Source organism: Streptomyces sp. NPDC046805 (assembly GCF_040645355.1).
Taxonomy (GTDB): Bacteria; Actinomycetota; Actinomycetes; order Streptomycetales; family Streptomycetaceae; genus Streptomyces.
In genome coordinates this window covers 33,785-49,534 of sequence record NZ_JBEYYC010000014.1, presented here as the reverse complement: position 1 = coordinate 49,534, position 15,750 = coordinate 33,785, and the positions used below count along the sequence as shown (strand labels likewise).

Genomic DNA, 15,750 nt, shown 5'->3' with positions numbered 1-15,750 from the left:
GCGCGACACCACCAAGCATCCGCCGCCCCGGGGCCTGTCCTCCCTGACCAAGCCAGCCAGAAGGAGAACGCCATCTTCACGCGCACCACCCCGCCCCCGCTGCCGGAACTCGCGAACATGGCGATGGGCGGAACCCTGCCCGGTATCCTCCGCCAGCTCTCCGGCCTGGGCGGCTGCACCCACCCGATCCGCCTCGACGGCCACCGCACCGAGTACAACCTCGACACCACGACCGGAGAGATCGGCCGCGTCCTCCGCCATCTCGACTCGTCGGACCTTCCGGCCGGCCAACTCCTCGTCCGCTGCAACAACCGCCGTACGACCCGTTGCCCGGCCTGCGCTGAGGTCTACCGCCGAGACACCTTCCACCTGATCACTGCCGGACTACGCGGCGGCAAGGGCACCCCGGAGCAAGTCGCCGCGCACCCGCGCGTCTTCGCCACCTTCACCGCCCCCGGCTTCGGTCCGGTCCATAACCGCCGCACGGACGGACGCCCCTGCCGGTGCGGCGCCCTCCACGACCAGGACGACGACGCACTCGGCACCCCGCTCAACCCGGACACCTACGACTACGAAGCGGCCGTCCTCTGGAATGCCCACGCCGGTCAGCTCTGGCGGCGCTTCTCGACGTACCTGCGCCGTGAGGTCGCCAAGCGGGCAGGACTGTCACAGCGCCGCCTCCGCGAGCACGCCCGCGTCTCCTTCGCCAAGGTCGCCGAGTACCAGAAGCGGGGTGCCGTCCACTTCCACGCGGTCATCCGCCTGGACGGCCCCGGCGGCGGAGACACCTCGCCCCCGGCCTGGGCCACTGCCGAGCTGCTCACCGACGCCATCAGTGCCGCCGCGAGCAGGGTTCGCGTGGACGGCCCGGTCATCGACGGCCGCGGCCACACCTTCACCTTCGGCCGCCAACTCGACGTCCGCACCATCCGATCCGCCGACTTCAACGACGGCCAGGAGCTCACCGAACGAGCCGTCGCCGCGTACATCGCCAAGTACGCCACCAAGGGCGCCGAAACTGCGACAGGCGCCCTCGACCGCCCGCTCAAGTTCGCTGCCGAACTGGCCCAGCTCGACATCAGCGACCACGCCCGCCGACTCATCCGCACCGCTTGGACCCTCGGCGCCCGCAAGGACCTCGAACACCTCCGGCTCCGCGCCTGGGCCCACATGCTCGGATTCCGCGGCCACTTCTCCACCAAGTCCCGCCGCTACTCCACCACCCTCGGCGCCCTCCGCAACGCCCGCGTCGAATGGCGCCGAGCCCAAGCCACGCCAGCGAACGGGCCCGAGCCCGAGACGACGTACGTCCTCGCGCACTGGGTCTTCGCCGGAACTGGCCTCTCCGACACCGAAGCCTGGCTAGCCGCATCCCTCGAGCCAGCCCCCGGAACGGAAGGAGAACCCACTCATGCATGACGACGAGCTGCTGACGGTGCCGGACGTGATGCGGCGGCTCAAGCTCGGTCGCTCCACGGTCTACGACCTGATCCGCTCCCGTCGGCTGCCCTCGATCACCATCGGCCGGTGCCGCCGTATCCCGGCACGGGCCATCCGCGACTACATCACCAACGAACTGGAGGCGGCTGCCTGATGGCCCAGCAACGCAAGCGGAACCCCAATGGCGCTGGCACCATCACGAAGCGCAAAGACGGCCGCTTCCACTGTGCTGTGTACGTGCTCCAGCCGGACGGCACTCGCGCCCGCAAGTTCGCCTACGGCAAGACCTGGGCCGAGTGCGACGCCAAACGCCGCGAGTTGCTCGACAAGGTGGATCAGGGCGTACCCGTGCCCACCCGCTCGGCCAAGCTCTCTGAGTGGCTGCCGTATTGGCTGGACAACGTCATCAAGCCCCGACGGAAGCTGAGCACTTACGACAAGTACGACGCGCACGTCCGGCTCTACCTGGTGCCCATGCTCGGCGCGAAGCGGCTGGAGTCTCTCGGCGTCGCCGACGTTCGCCGCTTTCTCGTCCGCCTGGAGAAGGAGACCACCGCTGCAACCGCCAAGGAATCGCACCGAGTTCTGCGCTCCGCGCTGTCCTCTGCCTGCCGTGAGGAACTGATCACGCGCAACGTCGCCAAGCTCGTTGAGCCGCCCCGCACCGACACCAAGGAGCTGAAGCCCTGGACCCTCGACGAGACGCTCGACTTCCTCGCCGCCTCCCGTAAGGACCCGCTCTACGCGGCTTTCGTGCTCGCCATCGCCATGGGCCTACGCCGGGGAGAGATCGTTGGCCTTCGCTGGTCTGACCTTGATCTCGACAACCGTGTCCTCTACGTCCGTCAGCAGACCCAGCGGCGCCGTGGCGTCCTCTACGACGACGACCCGAAGAGCCGCCGTCGCCGTGCCGTCCCGCTCCCTGCCCTCTGCATCGCGCCCCTGCGCTGGCACCGCCTGCGGCAGGCAGCTGCCCGCGCGAAGGCGGGGGAGAGGTGGCGGGAGTCCGAGTACGTCTTCACCACCCGCACCGGCCGCCCGGTCGAGCCGCGGAACGTCTACCGCTCCTTCACCCGCATCGCCCAGTCGGCCGGCCTCCGCGTCATCCGGCTGCACGACGCCCGCCACGGCACCGCGACTCTCCTCACGGCGGCTGGAGTTGCGCCTCGCGTCGTGATGGAGATCCTCGGGCACTCTCAGATCAGCATCACCATGGACGTCTACACCCACGTCGTCCAGGACACCCAGCGAGAGGCCATGAGCCACATGGACCGCCTGCTGCGGAGGCGTCCCGGTCGTCGGTGACCGTCCTCGTTGATGTCAGAACTGGATGTCAAAGGCCCCGGACCATGATCGGTCCGGGGCCTTTTGGCTGGTGCCCCCGGCAGGATTCGAACCTGCGACACCCGCTTTAGGAGAGCGGTGCTCTATCCCCTGAGCTACGAAGGCGGAGCGTGGCCGCGTGGGTCACAGGCGTCAGCGTACCGGATCTGTCGGCGGGGGTGTGGGGGTCACTTGCGTGTGATCCGTACCTTGTAGTTCCCAGCCCGGTCCGCCTTCGCCACCTTGATCGTGATGCCCTTGTGCGGGTCTTTGAAGGTCGCGCCCGGGGCGAAGGGGGCGTCGGAGAGTTCTGCCTGGACGTTGGGGCTGCGGGTGCAGCCGCCCGAGTTGCGGTGGGAGTCGTACACCGTGATGGGGCCGCGGCCGGTGTCGATGTTCGCGTCCACCTTGTAGATCAGTACGCCGGGTTGGCACACGGTCTCGTCGTTGCCGCCCTGGGCGCGCAGTTCGAGGGCGTAGCCGGTGCGGTCGTCGATCGGGACGAAGACGAGTTTGCGGCCGCCGGCCCGGGACATCGGCGTCAGCGAGTACTCCTTGCTGCCCCGGGCCGCCGCGCAGCTCACCTGGGACGGCTCCAGCCAGCCCAGCTTCCACTTGTGCCAGGCGAGCAGGTCGTTGTTGGCGCCCCAGTCCTCGCTCATGATGTCCCAGTGGCCGACGGTGCCCCCGCCGTCCTGGGTGTAGAGGTCGGGCAGCCCGAAGACGTGGCCGTTCTCGTGGGGGAGGACGCGGTAGCCGGTCTGGTCGTAGGAGCCGGAGCCGTCGTCCTGGCGGGAGTAGATGAATGAAGCGTTCGCGACGGAGACACCGTCGGCGACGGGTGCCTCGGCGTTGCCGGCGAAGGTCACGGAGAGGACCGTGTCGAGGGCGGAGGGGCCGGCGTTCGGGGTGATCAGCACGTTCAGGAGGTCGTAGTCGCGGAAGTCCACCTTCGGGTCGGCGGCGGCCACTATGTCCTGGACGAGGCGGCGGTAGCCGGGGTCGAAGGGAGCGCCGCGTTCTATGCCGTACTCCTTGAACGGTTTCGGCATCCGCAGCCAGCCGTCGATCGGGGTCTCGGGGCGGTAGTCGAGGTGACCGTAGGAGGCGGTGCGGAACCAGTTCCGGGTCTTCGGGAAGAACTCGCGGAAGCGGTCGAGGGCTTTGCCGTCGCCCGGCGCGTCGGAGAAGTCGACCATCAGGGTCAGGGCGTGGACGGTGCCGGTGGAGCGGGAGTAGCCGTGGGGGGTGGGGATGCCCTCCGTCATCTGGACCTCGTGGCCGCCGCTGATCAGGCACGGGCTGAGGGCGGGGATGCGGGCCAGGGCGACGGAACCCGCTCCGGCGCTGCTGGGGCCGGCCGCGAGGTGCCCCGTTCCGGCCGAGGTGCTGACCGCGAAGGTCAGGGCGGTCACGGACGCGAGGGCTGCCACGCGGCGCGGGCGTATCCGCCGCGCGCCCGGCGCATGGCGGCAGCTGGTCGGCTGCGGCTGCATGCGGGAACCTCTCGCTCCATGGCAGCCGCCGGTCTCCGACTGCACCCTTGCGATCACCCTGTGTCGACGGGGCGCGGGGCGCGCGCTGGAGGAGGCCGATCGTGGTGTTTGCGTAGGTGGGGCGTGGGTTTCCGGCCGGTAGAGGTGTGAGCGGGGTGGCGCGGCTCAGGTGTGTGACTCAGGTCACGAGGAATCTTTCTGGCGGTGGGAAATAACCGGGGATTGCTTCCCCGTTTATGCCTGTGTTCGCGCGAAACGGGGAGTCGTTCCCCGGATCGCGCTCCGTCGCCAGGCGGTCGTCATCAGTCAATAGCCGTCTGTCGTCCCTCCCGTCGTTCGTCGTCCGCCGGCAGTCATCAGGCAGCAGGCATCAGCATCTTGAGGAGTGCACCGTGTCCACCGTGACGTCCCCCCGACCCGTGCAGCGCAAGGCGCCCCGGCCCCGTGCCGACGCCCTGCGCAACCGGGAGCGGATCGTCACCGCCGCCCGGGAGATGTTCGTCGAGCACGGCACCGACGGGCCGCTCGACGAGATCGCCCGTCGGGCCGGCGTCGGCAATGCCACGCTGTACCGGAACTTCCCGGACCGCGACGCCCTCATCCGTGAGGTCGTCTGCTCGGTCATGGACCGTACGGTGCGGGCGGCCGAGCGGGCGCTGGCGGAGAGCGGCGACGCCTTCGAGGCGCTGGAGCACTTCGCGCACGTCGCCGCCGACGAGCGGATCAGCGCCCTGTGTCCGATGATCTCCAGCACCTTCGACGAGCACCATCCCGACCTGGAGGCCGCCCGCGAACGTGTGGAGCGGCTCGTCGGGGAGCTCATGTGCCGCGCCAAGGAGGCGGGGCTGCTCCGTGCCGACGTCGGTGTCGGCGATCTGCTGGTCGCCGTGGCCCAGCTCAGCCGGCCCCCGGCCGGTACGGCCTGCGATGTCGACCGCTTCGTACACCGTCATCTGCAGCTGTTCCTGGACGGACTGCGGGCCCCGGCCCGATCCGCCCTGCCGGGGACGGCCGTGACCATGGAGGATCTGCGCCAAGGCTGACCCGACCGATCAGTTCAGGACCGTAGTCCGGCCGTCGACGTTGACGAGCCGTCATCTCCCGTCGTTTCCCCGCTGACTTCCGTGGTCGGCCCCTCTCCCCTCGCCCCCTCCCCGTCCTTTTCACGCCCTTTTTCCGTAACGGAGTCCCGAAGTGGGTACCCCCATGTCCGAAACAGCCCGAAGCGTGCCCGACGCTCACGCCAGCCGCTGGAAGGCGCTCGTCTTCATCGCGCTGGCCCAGCTGATGGTCGTCCTCGACTCGACCATCGTGAACATCGCCCTGCCCTCCGCCCAGCACGACCTGGGCATCACCGACGGCAACCGGCAGTGGGTCGTCACGGCCTACGCCCTCGCCTTCGGCGGTCTGCTCCTGTTCGGCGGCCGGATCGCCGACCTGTGGGGCCGTAAGCGGGCCTTCGTCATCGGCCTGATCGGTTTCGCCGTCGCCTCCGCGCTCGGCGGCGTGGCCACCAGCGGCGCCATGATGTTCGGCGCCCGTGCGCTCCAGGGCGTCTTCGGTGCCCTTCTCGCCCCGGCCGCGCTGTCGCTGCTCGCCGTGATGTTCACGGACGCCAAGGAGCGCGCCAAGGCGTTCGGCATCTACGGTGCGATCGCCGGTGGCGGTGGCGCCGTGGGCTTCATCCTCGGCGGTGTGCTGACCGAGTACCTGGACTGGCGCTGGACCTTCTTCGTCAACATCCCGTTCGCGATCGTCGCGGCCACGGGCGCGTTCCTCGTCATCCGTGAGCCGGAGGGCGGCCGCAACCGTTCCCCGCTCGACATCCCGGGCGTGATCCTGTCCACCCTCGGACTGGTCTCCCTCGTCTACGGCTTCACGCATGCCGCGTCCACCAGTTGGGGCGACACCGTGACCGTCTCGCTGTTCGTCGCGTCGGCGGTCCTGCTGCTCGCCTTCGTGGTCACCGAGGCCAAGGTCAAGGCCCCGCTGCTGCCCCTGCGCGTGGTCACCGACCGCAACCGCGGCGGCGTCTACCTCTCGCTCGGTCTCGCGATCATCGCGATGTTCGGCACGTTCCTGTTCCTGACCTACTACCTCCAGGTCGTGAAGGGCTTCTCGCCGATCCAGACCGGCTTCGCCTTCCTCCCGATGGTCGCCGGCATGATCACCGGCTCGACGCAGATCGGCGCGCGCCTGATGACCCGGGTCGCGCCCCGGCTGCTGATGGGCCCCGGCTTCCTGACCGCCGCGGTCGGCATGTTCCTGCTGGCCCGGCTGGAGGTCACCTCGGCGTACGCCTCGCTGGTGCTGCCCGCGATGGTGATGCTCGGCCTCGGGATGGGTACGGCGTTCATGCCGGCCATGTCCCTGGCCACCCAGGGCGTGCAGCCCCGGGACGCCGGTGTCGCCTCCGCGATGGTCAACACCTCGCAGCAGGTGGGCGGCGCGATCGGCACGGCCCTGCTGAACACGATCGCCGCCTCCGCGACCGCCGCGTACATCAAGGACCACATCGCGACCGCGACCACCGTGCCGCAGCAGCGACTCGTCCAGCTCCAAGGCATGGTGCACGGCTACAGCAACGCGATCTGGTTCGCCGTGGGCATGCTGGTCGTCGCCGCGGGTGTGGTGTTCACCCTCGTCAACGCCGGGCGCCCGGGCGGCAGCACCGTGGCCTCCGGCGGCGGCGCCGAGAAGACCGAGGGTGCCGAGGACGAGGTGGCGGTGCCGGTCGTCGCCCACTGACCCGACGCGCTGCCCCGGCTCAGCGCAGCCAGGGCAGATCCGCACCCGCTTCGTTCGGCTGAAGGCCCTCGGCGACGATCTCCATGATCTCGCCGAGGGTCCTCTGCTGTTCGGGGGTCAGGCGCTCGAACAGTGCCTGGCGTACGGCGTTCACATGGCCCGGAGCGGTGTGCCGCAGCACCTCGACGCCCTCGTCGGTCAGCACGGCGAACTGGCCCCGCTTGTCGGAGGGGCACTCCTCGCGGCGTACCCAGCCGTTCTTCTCCAGGCGCGCGATGGCGTGCGAGAGGCGGGAGCGGGTGATCTTCGCCTTCATGGCCAGCTCGGTCATGCGCAGCCTGCGGCCCGGGGCCTCGGCGAGCTGGACGAGAAGGCCGTAGTAGATGTGCGGCATACCCGCGTCGCGCTGCAGCTGACGGTCGAGGTGGTCCTCGAGCAGGGTGGTGGCGTGCAGATACGAGCGCCAGACGCGCTGCTCCTCGGCGCTGAGCCAGCGGTGCGGCTGCGCGGCCGAGTCGGATGCCGGGTTCATGTGTCCCACTCTACGAGTGTGCTCCTTGAAAGTTGAACAAGTAGGGCGTAGGGTCTGCGATAGCAATACGCTTGAGAGTTAAAGCATGAGGTTGAAGCAGTGGCGGTTCGCGTCACACGCTCGCATCGGCCGCTTGCGTGGGCCGCCGGCACCAGCCGCTCGCATCGACCGCTCGGCCAGACCCGCCGGAGGGAGTCACCGCCATGTCCGCCACCGCTCAGGAGCGCATGCCCGCCCTCTATCTCAGCCACGGCGCCCCGCCACTGGCCGACGATCCGGTCTGGCCCGGCCAGCTCGCCGCCTGGTCCGCCGGTCTGCACCGCCCCACGGCGATCCTCGTCGTCTCCGCCCACTGGGAGGAGGCTCCGCTCGCCCTCGGCGCCACCCGGACCGTCCCCCTGGTGTACGACTTCTGGGGCTTCCCCGAGCGCTACCGCCAGGTGACGTACGAGGCTCCCGGCGCCCCCGAACTCGCCGAATCCGTCCGCAAGTTGCTGCGCGCCCCCGGCATGCCCGTGCAGGACATCCCGGACCGCGGCCTCGACCACGGCGCGTACGTCCCGCTCGTCGAGATGTTCCCCGGCGCCGACATCCCCGTCCTGCAGATCTCCCTGCCGACCCTCGACCCGGTCCGGCTGATGGAGATCGGCCGAAAGCTCGCCCCGCTGCGCGACGAGGGAGTGCTGATCATGGGCTCGGGCTTCTTCACGCACAACCTGGCCGCGCTGCGATACACGGGCCCCGGTGTGCCGGGCTGGTCGGCCGAGTTCGATGACTGGGGGCGGCGCGCGCTCGAGAACCGCGACTGGGACGCCCTGCTGGACTTCCTCGACAAGTCCCCGGCCGGCCGGTACGCCCACCCGCGCACCGAGCATTTCGCCCCGCTCTTCGTGGCCATGGGCGCGGCGGAGGCCGGCGGCGAGCTGGATGCGCAGAGGTCGATGATCGACGGGTTCTGGATGGGCCTCGCGAAGCGATCGGTGCAGTTCGGCTGATGCCGGTGCGCTTCAGCTGACGTCGGTGCAGTTCGGCTGACGTCGGCACTGATCGGTCGGTTGGCGTCGCTGTAGTTCAGGCGATGCCCTTCCCGAGGGTCAGAGCTCCTTCTCGTACCAGGCCACGTCCCAGTACCGGCCGAACTTGCGGCCGATCTCGCTGTACGTGCCGACGTACCGGAAGCCGAACCCTGCGTGCAGCCGCGTCGACGCCTCGTTGGGCTGGGTGATGCCCGCGAAGGCGCGATGCAGGTCCTCGCCCGACAGGGCCTCGAAGAGCGCCTTGTACAGGAGCGTGCCGATGCCGCGCCGGCCGGCGTGCGGGGCGACGTACACCGTCGTCTCCACGGAGGTGCCGTATGCGGCCTTCGGGCGGTGCGGGCTGGACGTGGCGTAGCCCAGGATCTCCCCGGAGGCCGTGTCCGAGGCAACCATCAGGCGGTACGGTCCGTCTTCCGGGTGGGAGAGCAGCCAAGGGCGGCGCTCTTCCGGCGTGAAGACGGCGGTGTCGAACGTGATCGGCGTCTCACGCACGTAGTGGTTGTAGATGTTCGTGAGGGCTTCGAGGTCGTCCTCGACCCCCGGCCTGACCTGCACCTCTGCATGTTCCGACGGCATCGCGCCTCCCCAAGTGGTCCGACAGGGTACTGCATGATCAGAAAAAACGGGGGGCGGGTTGGGAATTCTGTCCGGATTCCAGTCGTTGTTTCCATCGGATGCAGGGCACCCGTGGAGCGTTTCGAGGGTTCTCGGAGTGGTTCCGGAGTTCTCGACGTGAGTTCTCCGAACGGGGTACTCGATGTGAGTTCCCGGAGTGCTGAGCGTCCGCTGGAGCCACCCGCTAGTCCACCATTGCAAGGGAGTACGCATGGCAACCCGTGCCGTCGCCCGTCGTAAGTCCGCCCGTGGGGGAACCTCCCAGGCTCTCGGTTCTGGGCGAGAGACGGCCGACTCGGCAAGCACCGTTCGCGCCCATGCCGGCGAGATCGCGGACCGCGACCTGGTCGGCATGTACCTCGACGAGATCGCGCGTACGCCGCTGCTCGACGCCGCCAAGGAAGTCGAGCTGTCCCAGACCATCGAGGCGGGTGTGTTCGCGCGGCAGGTCCTCGACGGCGAGGTGGAGTCCGGGACGGACGCCACTCACGCCGAGCTGGAGGCCCTGGTCGCCGAGGGTGAGCGGGCCAAGGACGTCTTCATCCGCTCCAACCTCCGCCTGGTCGTGGCGGTGGCGCGGCGTTACCCCCGTAGCGGCCTGCCCCTGCTCGACCTGATCCAGGAGGGCAACGCCGGCCTGGTGCGCGCGGTCGAGAAGTTCGACTACCGCAAGGGCTTCAAGTTCTCGACGTACGCCACCTGGTGGATCCGTCAGGCGATCACGCGGTCGATCGCGGACCAGTCCCGCACGATCCGGCTGCCCGTCCACCTGGTCGAGGAGCTCGGCCGGATCCGGCGCGTGCAGCGCGAGTTCAACCGGGAGCACGGCCGTGAGCCGGAGCCCGCGGAGATCGCGACCGAGCTCGGCTCCACGCCGGAGCGCGTCGTCGACGTGCTCGACTGGGCGCGTGACCCGGTCTCGCTGAACATGTCGGTGGACGACGAGGGCGAGACCCAGTTCGGCGACCTGCTGGAAGACACCTCCGCGGTCTCTCCGGAGCAGTCGGTGCTGACGCTGCTGCGCAGCGAGGAACTCGACGACCTGATCGGGCGCCTCGACGAGCGCACGGCCTCCATCATCAAGATGCGGTACGGCATCGAGGACGGCCGCGAGCGCACGCTGACCGAGGTCGGCAAGGAGCACGGCCTGACGCGCGAGCGCATCCGCCAGATCGAGAAGCACGCGCTGCTCGAACTGAAGAAGCTCGCGCGCGACACCGGATTCGACGCGGCGGCGTAAGGCGGTCCACGTCTTCCGTCTCCCGCGTACGCCGGGTGGCGGAAGACGGCGCAAACATGGCGCGGTACCGCCGCTTCAACTCGTGGGCCCCCGGGAACAACCCTTCAGGGCCCAGGAGTTCGGGGTCCGGGACGGCACTCCTACCGGCCCCGCCACACCCCTGAGCCACGTCCCGTCGCACTCCCCCCCGGCGCCGGGACCTTCCCAGAGCCGGGTTCCGGCGCCTCACCCCCCCCGGGCGCCGGAGCCCGGCTTCTTTGCGCCCGGCGTCCTTTTCGCGAGGGAACGCGAGACGCGAAGGAAAGGGACGGTGGGCCACCCCGTACCTGAACTCCGGGGTGGCCCACCGGATGGCAGATTCTGTCACATTTGCATAGCCTGCCGCCCAACCCCCCGGCCATGCCTCCGACCAGCAACTTCCCGCCGTGTCACTGACCGAGCGGCGCAAGTCCGAGACCCGGATGGAGATCGCCCGGGCCGCGGCCGGCCTCTTCGCCGGCCAGGGCCTGAAGGCCACCCGGGCCGAGGACATCGCCCGGGCCGCCGGCGTCGCACCGCGTACCTTCTACCGCTACTTCGCCACGAAGGAGGAGGCGGTGGCCCCGCTCTACGCGGCGGGAGCCCGGCGCTGGGCGGAGGCGCTCCGCGAGGCTCCCGCGACCTTCTCGCCGCCGGAGGCCCTGGAGTACGCCGTCCGTCACACCCTCACGCCGTCCGTCGGCGTCTCAGCCTCCTTGTGGGAGTGGGTCCGCACCCTCGTACGCCTGGCCCACACGAGTCCCGGACTGCGCAAGGTGTGGGCCGAGGTGTGCCAGGCGTCGGAACAGGACCTGGCGGAGATCCTGGCGGCTCGCGCTCGCGACAACGTTGCCATGGACCCGGCGCGGGATCAGGGGGTCACCCCGGAACTCCGCTTCACCGCCGCGGTGGCCGGCGCCGCGGTACGGGTCGCCGTCGAATCCTGGTCCATGACCGACGCCGCAGCCTGCGGCCCGGAGGGGCCTACGGCACTGGCGTTGCGCAACCTCGGGGCGCTGCAAGGGTTCTCCTGGGGCGCTGCGGGAGAGGTGGGGGACGCCGGAGATGCCGAAGGGGTGGCAGGGGCGGGCAAGGCGCGAGAGGCGCAAGAGGGACGGGAGGTGCATCAGCCTTAGCCCGAAGTCTGTTCATGCCCGAAGTGAGTCCGAACCTGTTTACTTCGCGGAAATCCAGGCGTAGCCTCTGAGTGAAACCACAGGTTCGGGCATCAGTCGGAGGCAAACGGACATGTACGCACCCGAGCGGCAGCAGGAGATCCTCCGGCTCGCCCGTGACGGAGGCCGGGTGGACGTGCTCTCGCTGGCCGAGGAGTTCCAGGTCACGGCGGAGACGATCCGCCGGGATCTGAAGGCCCTCGACCGCGCCGGCCTCGTCCGCCGGGTGCACGGCGGTGCCATACCGGCCGGCCGCCTCGACTTCGAGCCGGACCTCACCGAACGCGAGTCCACGGCCGCCGACGAGAAGGACCGCATCGCCAAGGCGGCCCTCGCCGAGGTGCCCACCGACGGCACGATGATCCTCGACGCCGGTACGACGGTCGCCCGCCTCGCCGGGGCCGTCCCGCTGGAGGCGTCGCTCACCGTCGTCACGCACAGCCTCCCGATCGCGGCCCGCCTCGCCGACCATCCGGGCATCCAGCTCCACCTGGTCGGCGGTCGGGTACGGCACCGTACGCGCGCCGCCGTGGACGCCTGGGCCCTGCGCGCGTACGGCGAGATCCGGGCCGACGTGCTGTTCGTCGCCGCCAACGGTTTCTCCGCCGAGCACGGTCTGACCACCCCCGACCTCGCCGAGGCGGCGGTCAAGCGGGCGGCGGTCGCCGCGGCCCGCCGCGTGGTCCTCCTCGCCGACTCCGCCAAGCACGGCCAGGAGCACTTCGCCCGCTTCGCCGACCTGGGCGACGTGGACCTGCTGATCACCGACAGCGGGTTGAGCCCCGAAGACGCCGCCGCCATCGAGCGGGGCGGCACGGAAGTAGTACGCGCATGATCCTCACCGTCACCCCCAACCCGTCCCTCGACCGCACGTACGAGGTTCCGTCGCTGGAGCACGGAGAGGTCAACCGTGCCACCGCCGAGCGCATGGACCCGGGCGGCAAGGGAGTCAACGTCTCGCGCGCCGTCGCGGCCGCCGGTCGGCGCACGGTCGCCGTCCTGCCCCTGGGCGGCGCGCCGGGAGCGCTCGTCGCGGAGCTGCTCGACGCGCAGGGCATCGAGGTCGCGCCGGTGCCGGTCGCCGGTGCCACCCGCTCGAACATCGCGCTCGCGGAGGCGAACGGCGTACTGACGAAGATCAACGCGCCGGGTCCGGAACTGTCGGACACCGAGCAGGAGTTGCTCCTCGAGACGGTCCGCACGCAGTCGCGCGACGCCGACTGGATCGCCTGCTGCGGGAGCCTGCCGAGGGGGCTCGCGCCCGCCTGGTACGCCGACCTGGTCGCGCGGGCGCACGCCGCCGGTGCGCGCATCGCGCTGGACACCTCCGGGCCCGCGCTGCTGGCGGCGTTGCGGGAGCGCCCGGAGGTGGTGAAGCCGAACGCCGAGGAGCTCGCGGAGGCCGTCGGGCGCCCCCTGATGACGGTGGGCGACGCGGTGAAGGCGGCCGAGGAGCTGCGCGAGATGGGCGCGCGCGCCGTGCTCGCGAGCCTGGGCTCCGACGGGCAGCTGCTCGTGGACGGCGAGGGCACCTGGTACGGCAACGCGCGCGTCGACGCCGTACGCAGCAATGTCGGCGCCGGCGACGCGTCCCTGGCCGGCTTCCTTATCGCCGGCGGCAGCGGCCCGGAGGCGCTCGCCTCCGCCGTCGCGCACGGTGCGGCCGCCGTGCGGCTGCCCGGCAGCGTGATGCCCACCCCGGCCGACCTGTACCCGGCCGCGGTGACGATCACGGCAACGGTCCCGGTGAACCGCGAACTGACGGAGCCGGTGTCATGAACGTGCGTCCGGCCCCGCCACTCACTCACAGCACCTCCGTCCCCATTCCCGCCCACCCCGCCCCCGGGGCGATACGCGTGCGAAGGAGCCCGCGATGAGCGACATGATCACCGCGGACCTGGTCGACCTCGACCTGTCCGCCGACACCAAGGAGGCGGCGGCGCGCGCCCTCGCCACGCGCATGGTGACCTCGGGCCGGGTGACCGACCTGGAGGGTTTCCTCGCCGACGTGGCCGCCCGTGAGGCGCAGATGCCGACCGGCCTCGACGGCGGCATCGGCATCCCGCACTGCCGCAGCGCTCATGTCACCGAGCCGACGCTCGCCTTCGGACGCAGCGCCGCCGGAATCGACTTCGGCGCGGCGGACGGCCCCGCCGACCTCGTCTTCCTGATCGCGGCTCCCGCCGGCGCCGACGACGCCCACCTGGCGATCCTGTCGTCGCTGGCACGGCAGTTGATGAACACCGAGTTCACCGACGCGCTGCGGTCGGCGGCCGACGGGCGGACAGCGGCCGCGCTGATCCGCGGCGACGAGACGCCTTCGGCCGAGGGCGTGGCGGAGAGCGCGGCCGGGGGCGACGGTGTCGCCGAGGACGAAGGCGAAGACACCGTTGCGGCGCCGGGGGCGGCCTCCGCCGGCGCCGCAACGGGCAGTGCCGGGAGCGGTGGTGCCGGCAGCAGCGGCAACGCCGGAGACGGTACGGCGGCGGCCCCGGCCGTGTCCGACCGGGACGGCACCCACGATGACGCGGGCGAGCGCCCGTTCCGTATCGTCGCCGTCACCTCCTGCCCGACCGGCATCGCGCACACGTACATGGCCGCCGAGTCGCTGGAGAACGCCGGCCGTGACGCGGGCGTCGAGGTCGCCGTCGAGACGCAGGGCTCCGCCGGCTTCACCCGGCTGGACCCGGCCGTGATCGCGGCGGCGGACGGCGTGGTCTTCGCGCACGACGTCCCCGTGCGCGACAAGGACCGCTTCGCCGGGAAGCCCACCGTCGACGTCGGCGTGAAGGCGGGCATCAACCGCGCGGGCGCGCTGATCTCCGAGGTCCGGGAGAAGGCGGCACGCGGCGAGGTGACCGCGCCGGCCGCACCCGGCGGCACACCGGTCGAGCGGGCGGGCGACTCCACCGAGGGGTACGGCACCAAGCTGCGCAAGTGGCTGATGTCGGGCGTCAGTTACATGGTCCCGTTCGTCGCGGCGGGCGGTCTGCTGATCGCCATCGGCTTCGCGATCGGCGGCTACCGGGTCGACAAGGTGCCGTCGGTCATGGACCACTTCGTGTGGACCCAGTCCGGCAGCTGGGGCGCGCTGTTCTTCCAGATCGGCCTCGTCGCCTTCAACTTCCTCGTCCCGGTCCTGGCCGGCTACATCGCGTACGGCATGGCGGACCGGCCCGGTCTCGTGCCCGGCTTCGTCGGCGGCTCGATCGCGCTCACCATCAACGCGGGCTTCCTCGGGGGCCTGGCGGCCGGTCTGATCGCCGGTGGCGTGGTGATGGCGATCCAGAAGGTGAACATCCCGGGGGTGTTGCGCGGCATCATGCCGGTGGTGGTGATCCCGCTGATCTCCTCGGCGATCGTCGGGTTCCTGATGTTCGTCGTGATCGGCAAGCCCATCGCCGCCGCCCAGCGGGGCATGACCGACTGGCTGAACGGCCTCACGGGCAGCAACGCCATCCTGCTCGGCGCCCTGCTCGGCCTGATGATGTGCTTCGACCTCGGCGGCCCGGTCAACAAGGTCGCGTACACCTTCGCCACGGCGGGCATCGCGGTCGCCAGCCCCAGTGACTCGGCGATGAAGATCATGGCCGCGGTCATGGCGGCCGGCATGGTCCCGCCGCTGGCGATGGCCCTGGCCACGACCGTGCGCGGCAGGCTCTTCACGCACGCCGAGCGCGAGAACGGCAAGGCCGCCTGGGTCCTGGGCGCCTCCTTCATCTCGGAGGGTGCGATCCCGTTCGCGGCGGCCGACCCGCTGCGCGTCATCCCGGCCTCGATGGTCGGCGGCGCGGTCACCGGCGCCCTGTCGATGCTCTTCGGCGCCACCCTGCGCGCCCCGCACGGCGGCATCTTCGTGGTCCCGCTGATCGGCAACCCGTTCCTCTACCTGCTCGCCGTCGCGGCCGGTGTGTGCGTCACCACGGCACTCGTCGTCATCCTCAAGGGCATGCGCAAGCCGGCCCCGGAGACCGCCACCGCCGAGGCGACGGCCGGCCAGGCGACGCCGGGGACGGGAGCGAAGCAGCCGGTTGCGGCGTAGGCGCACCCCGCCGACACGCGCGTCACTACGCGTGCCGATGTCCTGAAGCTCTGAAGCCCTGAGGCTCTCGCCCCTCAGGGCTTC

14 protein-coding genes and 1 tRNA gene are annotated in these 15,750 nt (G+C 70.6%); 11 read left to right on the top strand and 4 right to left on the bottom strand.

What is annotated here, in order from left to right; all coding sequences use genetic code 11:
* Nucleotides 1–117 precede the first annotated feature (117 nt).
* Genes ABZ910_RS16995 through ABZ910_RS16985 form a run of 3 tightly spaced genes read left to right on the top strand, consistent with a single transcriptional unit; the run spans nucleotide 118 to nucleotide 2,745 of the window.
* Nucleotides 118–1,419 (top strand): replication initiator, encoded by a 1,302-nt coding sequence (locus tag ABZ910_RS16995; protein WP_361364968.1) that lies wholly within the window; start codon nucleotides 118–120, stop codon nucleotides 1,417–1,419.
* Nucleotides 1,412–1,594 (top strand): helix-turn-helix domain-containing protein, encoded by a 183-nt coding sequence (locus ABZ910_RS16990; RefSeq protein ID WP_361364966.1) that lies wholly within the window; start codon nucleotides 1,412–1,414, stop codon nucleotides 1,592–1,594. Before ABZ910_RS16995 ends, ABZ910_RS16990 begins: the two co-directional genes overlap by 8 nt.
* The gene (locus tag ABZ910_RS16985; RefSeq protein WP_361364963.1) at nucleotides 1,594–2,745 is read left to right on the top strand and encodes a tyrosine-type recombinase/integrase; all 1,152 of its coding nucleotides are present in this window, start codon (nucleotides 1,594–1,596) and stop codon (nucleotides 2,743–2,745) included. The genes ABZ910_RS16990 and ABZ910_RS16985 overlap by 1 nt, the downstream gene beginning before the upstream one ends.
* A gap of 68 nt (nucleotides 2,746–2,813) precedes the next feature.
* Here the strand turns inward: ABZ910_RS16985 and ABZ910_RS16980 are convergent.
* Nucleotides 2,814–2,889 (bottom strand) — tRNA-Arg (locus ABZ910_RS16980).
* A 62-nt stretch (nucleotides 2,890–2,951) separates the two neighbouring features.
* A complete protein-coding gene (locus tag ABZ910_RS16975) occupies nucleotides 2,952–4,259 on the bottom strand; it encodes a M6 family metalloprotease domain-containing protein (RefSeq protein WP_361364960.1) in 1,308 nt (435 codons plus the stop codon).
* Nucleotides 4,260–4,660: 401 nt separating this feature from the next.
* Here ABZ910_RS16975 and ABZ910_RS16970 point away from each other — a divergent pair, with 401 nt between their 5' ends.
* Both ABZ910_RS16970 and ABZ910_RS16965 read left to right on the top strand, forming a co-directional pair.
* A complete protein-coding gene (locus ABZ910_RS16970; RefSeq protein ID WP_361364958.1) occupies nucleotides 4,661–5,302 on the top strand; it encodes a TetR/AcrR family transcriptional regulator in 642 nt (213 codons plus the stop codon).
* Nucleotides 5,303–5,546: 244 nt separating this feature from the next.
* Entirely contained in the window at nucleotides 5,547–7,007 is a 1,461-nt protein-coding gene (locus ABZ910_RS16965) for an MFS transporter (protein WP_361365324.1), read from the top strand.
* 19 nt (nucleotides 7,008–7,026) lie between these two features.
* Here ABZ910_RS16965 and ABZ910_RS16960 read toward each other — a convergent pair whose 3' ends face one another.
* Nucleotides 7,027–7,539, bottom strand: coding sequence for a MarR family transcriptional regulator (locus ABZ910_RS16960; protein WP_361364955.1), 513 nt, complete (start codon nucleotides 7,537–7,539; stop codon nucleotides 7,027–7,029).
* 203 nt (nucleotides 7,540–7,742) lie between these two features.
* On the opposite strand from ABZ910_RS16960, the gene ABZ910_RS16955 reads away from it, so the two are divergent.
* Nucleotides 7,743–8,534 carry a class III extradiol ring-cleavage dioxygenase gene (locus tag ABZ910_RS16955; protein WP_361364952.1) on the top strand — a complete coding sequence of 264 codons (792 nt, stop codon included), beginning with the start codon at nucleotides 7,743–7,745 and terminating at the stop codon, nucleotides 8,532–8,534.
* Between the two features lie 99 nt (nucleotides 8,535–8,633).
* Here ABZ910_RS16955 and ABZ910_RS16950 read toward each other — a convergent pair whose 3' ends face one another.
* Nucleotides 8,634–9,152, bottom strand: coding sequence for an N-acetyltransferase family protein (locus tag ABZ910_RS16950; protein ID WP_361364949.1), 519 nt, complete (start codon nucleotides 9,150–9,152; stop codon nucleotides 8,634–8,636).
* Between the two features lie 250 nt (nucleotides 9,153–9,402).
* On the opposite strand from ABZ910_RS16950, the gene ABZ910_RS16945 reads away from it, so the two are divergent.
* From ABZ910_RS16945 to ABZ910_RS16925, 5 genes are all read left to right on the top strand, one after another.
* A complete protein-coding gene (locus tag ABZ910_RS16945) occupies nucleotides 9,403–10,431 on the top strand; it encodes a sigma-70 family RNA polymerase sigma factor (RefSeq protein ID WP_361364946.1) in 1,029 nt (342 codons plus the stop codon).
* A gap of 461 nt (nucleotides 10,432–10,892) precedes the next feature.
* On the top strand, nucleotides 10,893–11,585 hold the full coding sequence (locus tag ABZ910_RS16940) for a TetR family transcriptional regulator (RefSeq protein WP_361365321.1): 693 nt from the start codon (nucleotides 10,893–10,895) through the stop codon (nucleotides 11,583–11,585).
* Nucleotides 11,586–11,697: 112 nt separating this feature from the next.
* Nucleotides 11,698–12,459 carry a DeoR/GlpR family DNA-binding transcription regulator gene (locus ABZ910_RS16935; RefSeq protein ID WP_361364944.1) on the top strand — a complete coding sequence of 254 codons (762 nt, stop codon included), beginning with the start codon at nucleotides 11,698–11,700 and terminating at the stop codon, nucleotides 12,457–12,459.
* Nucleotides 12,456–13,403, top strand: a complete 948-nt coding sequence (gene pfkB / locus ABZ910_RS16930) for a 1-phosphofructokinase (protein WP_361364942.1) — start codon at nucleotides 12,456–12,458, stop codon at nucleotides 13,401–13,403. The genes ABZ910_RS16935 and pfkB overlap by 4 nt, the downstream gene beginning before the upstream one ends.
* Before the next feature lie 94 nt (nucleotides 13,404–13,497).
* Nucleotides 13,498–15,666 (top strand): fructose-specific PTS transporter subunit EIIC, encoded by a 2,169-nt coding sequence (locus ABZ910_RS16925; RefSeq protein ID WP_361364939.1) that lies wholly within the window; start codon nucleotides 13,498–13,500, stop codon nucleotides 15,664–15,666.
* Nucleotides 15,667–15,750: the final 84 nt, after the last annotated feature.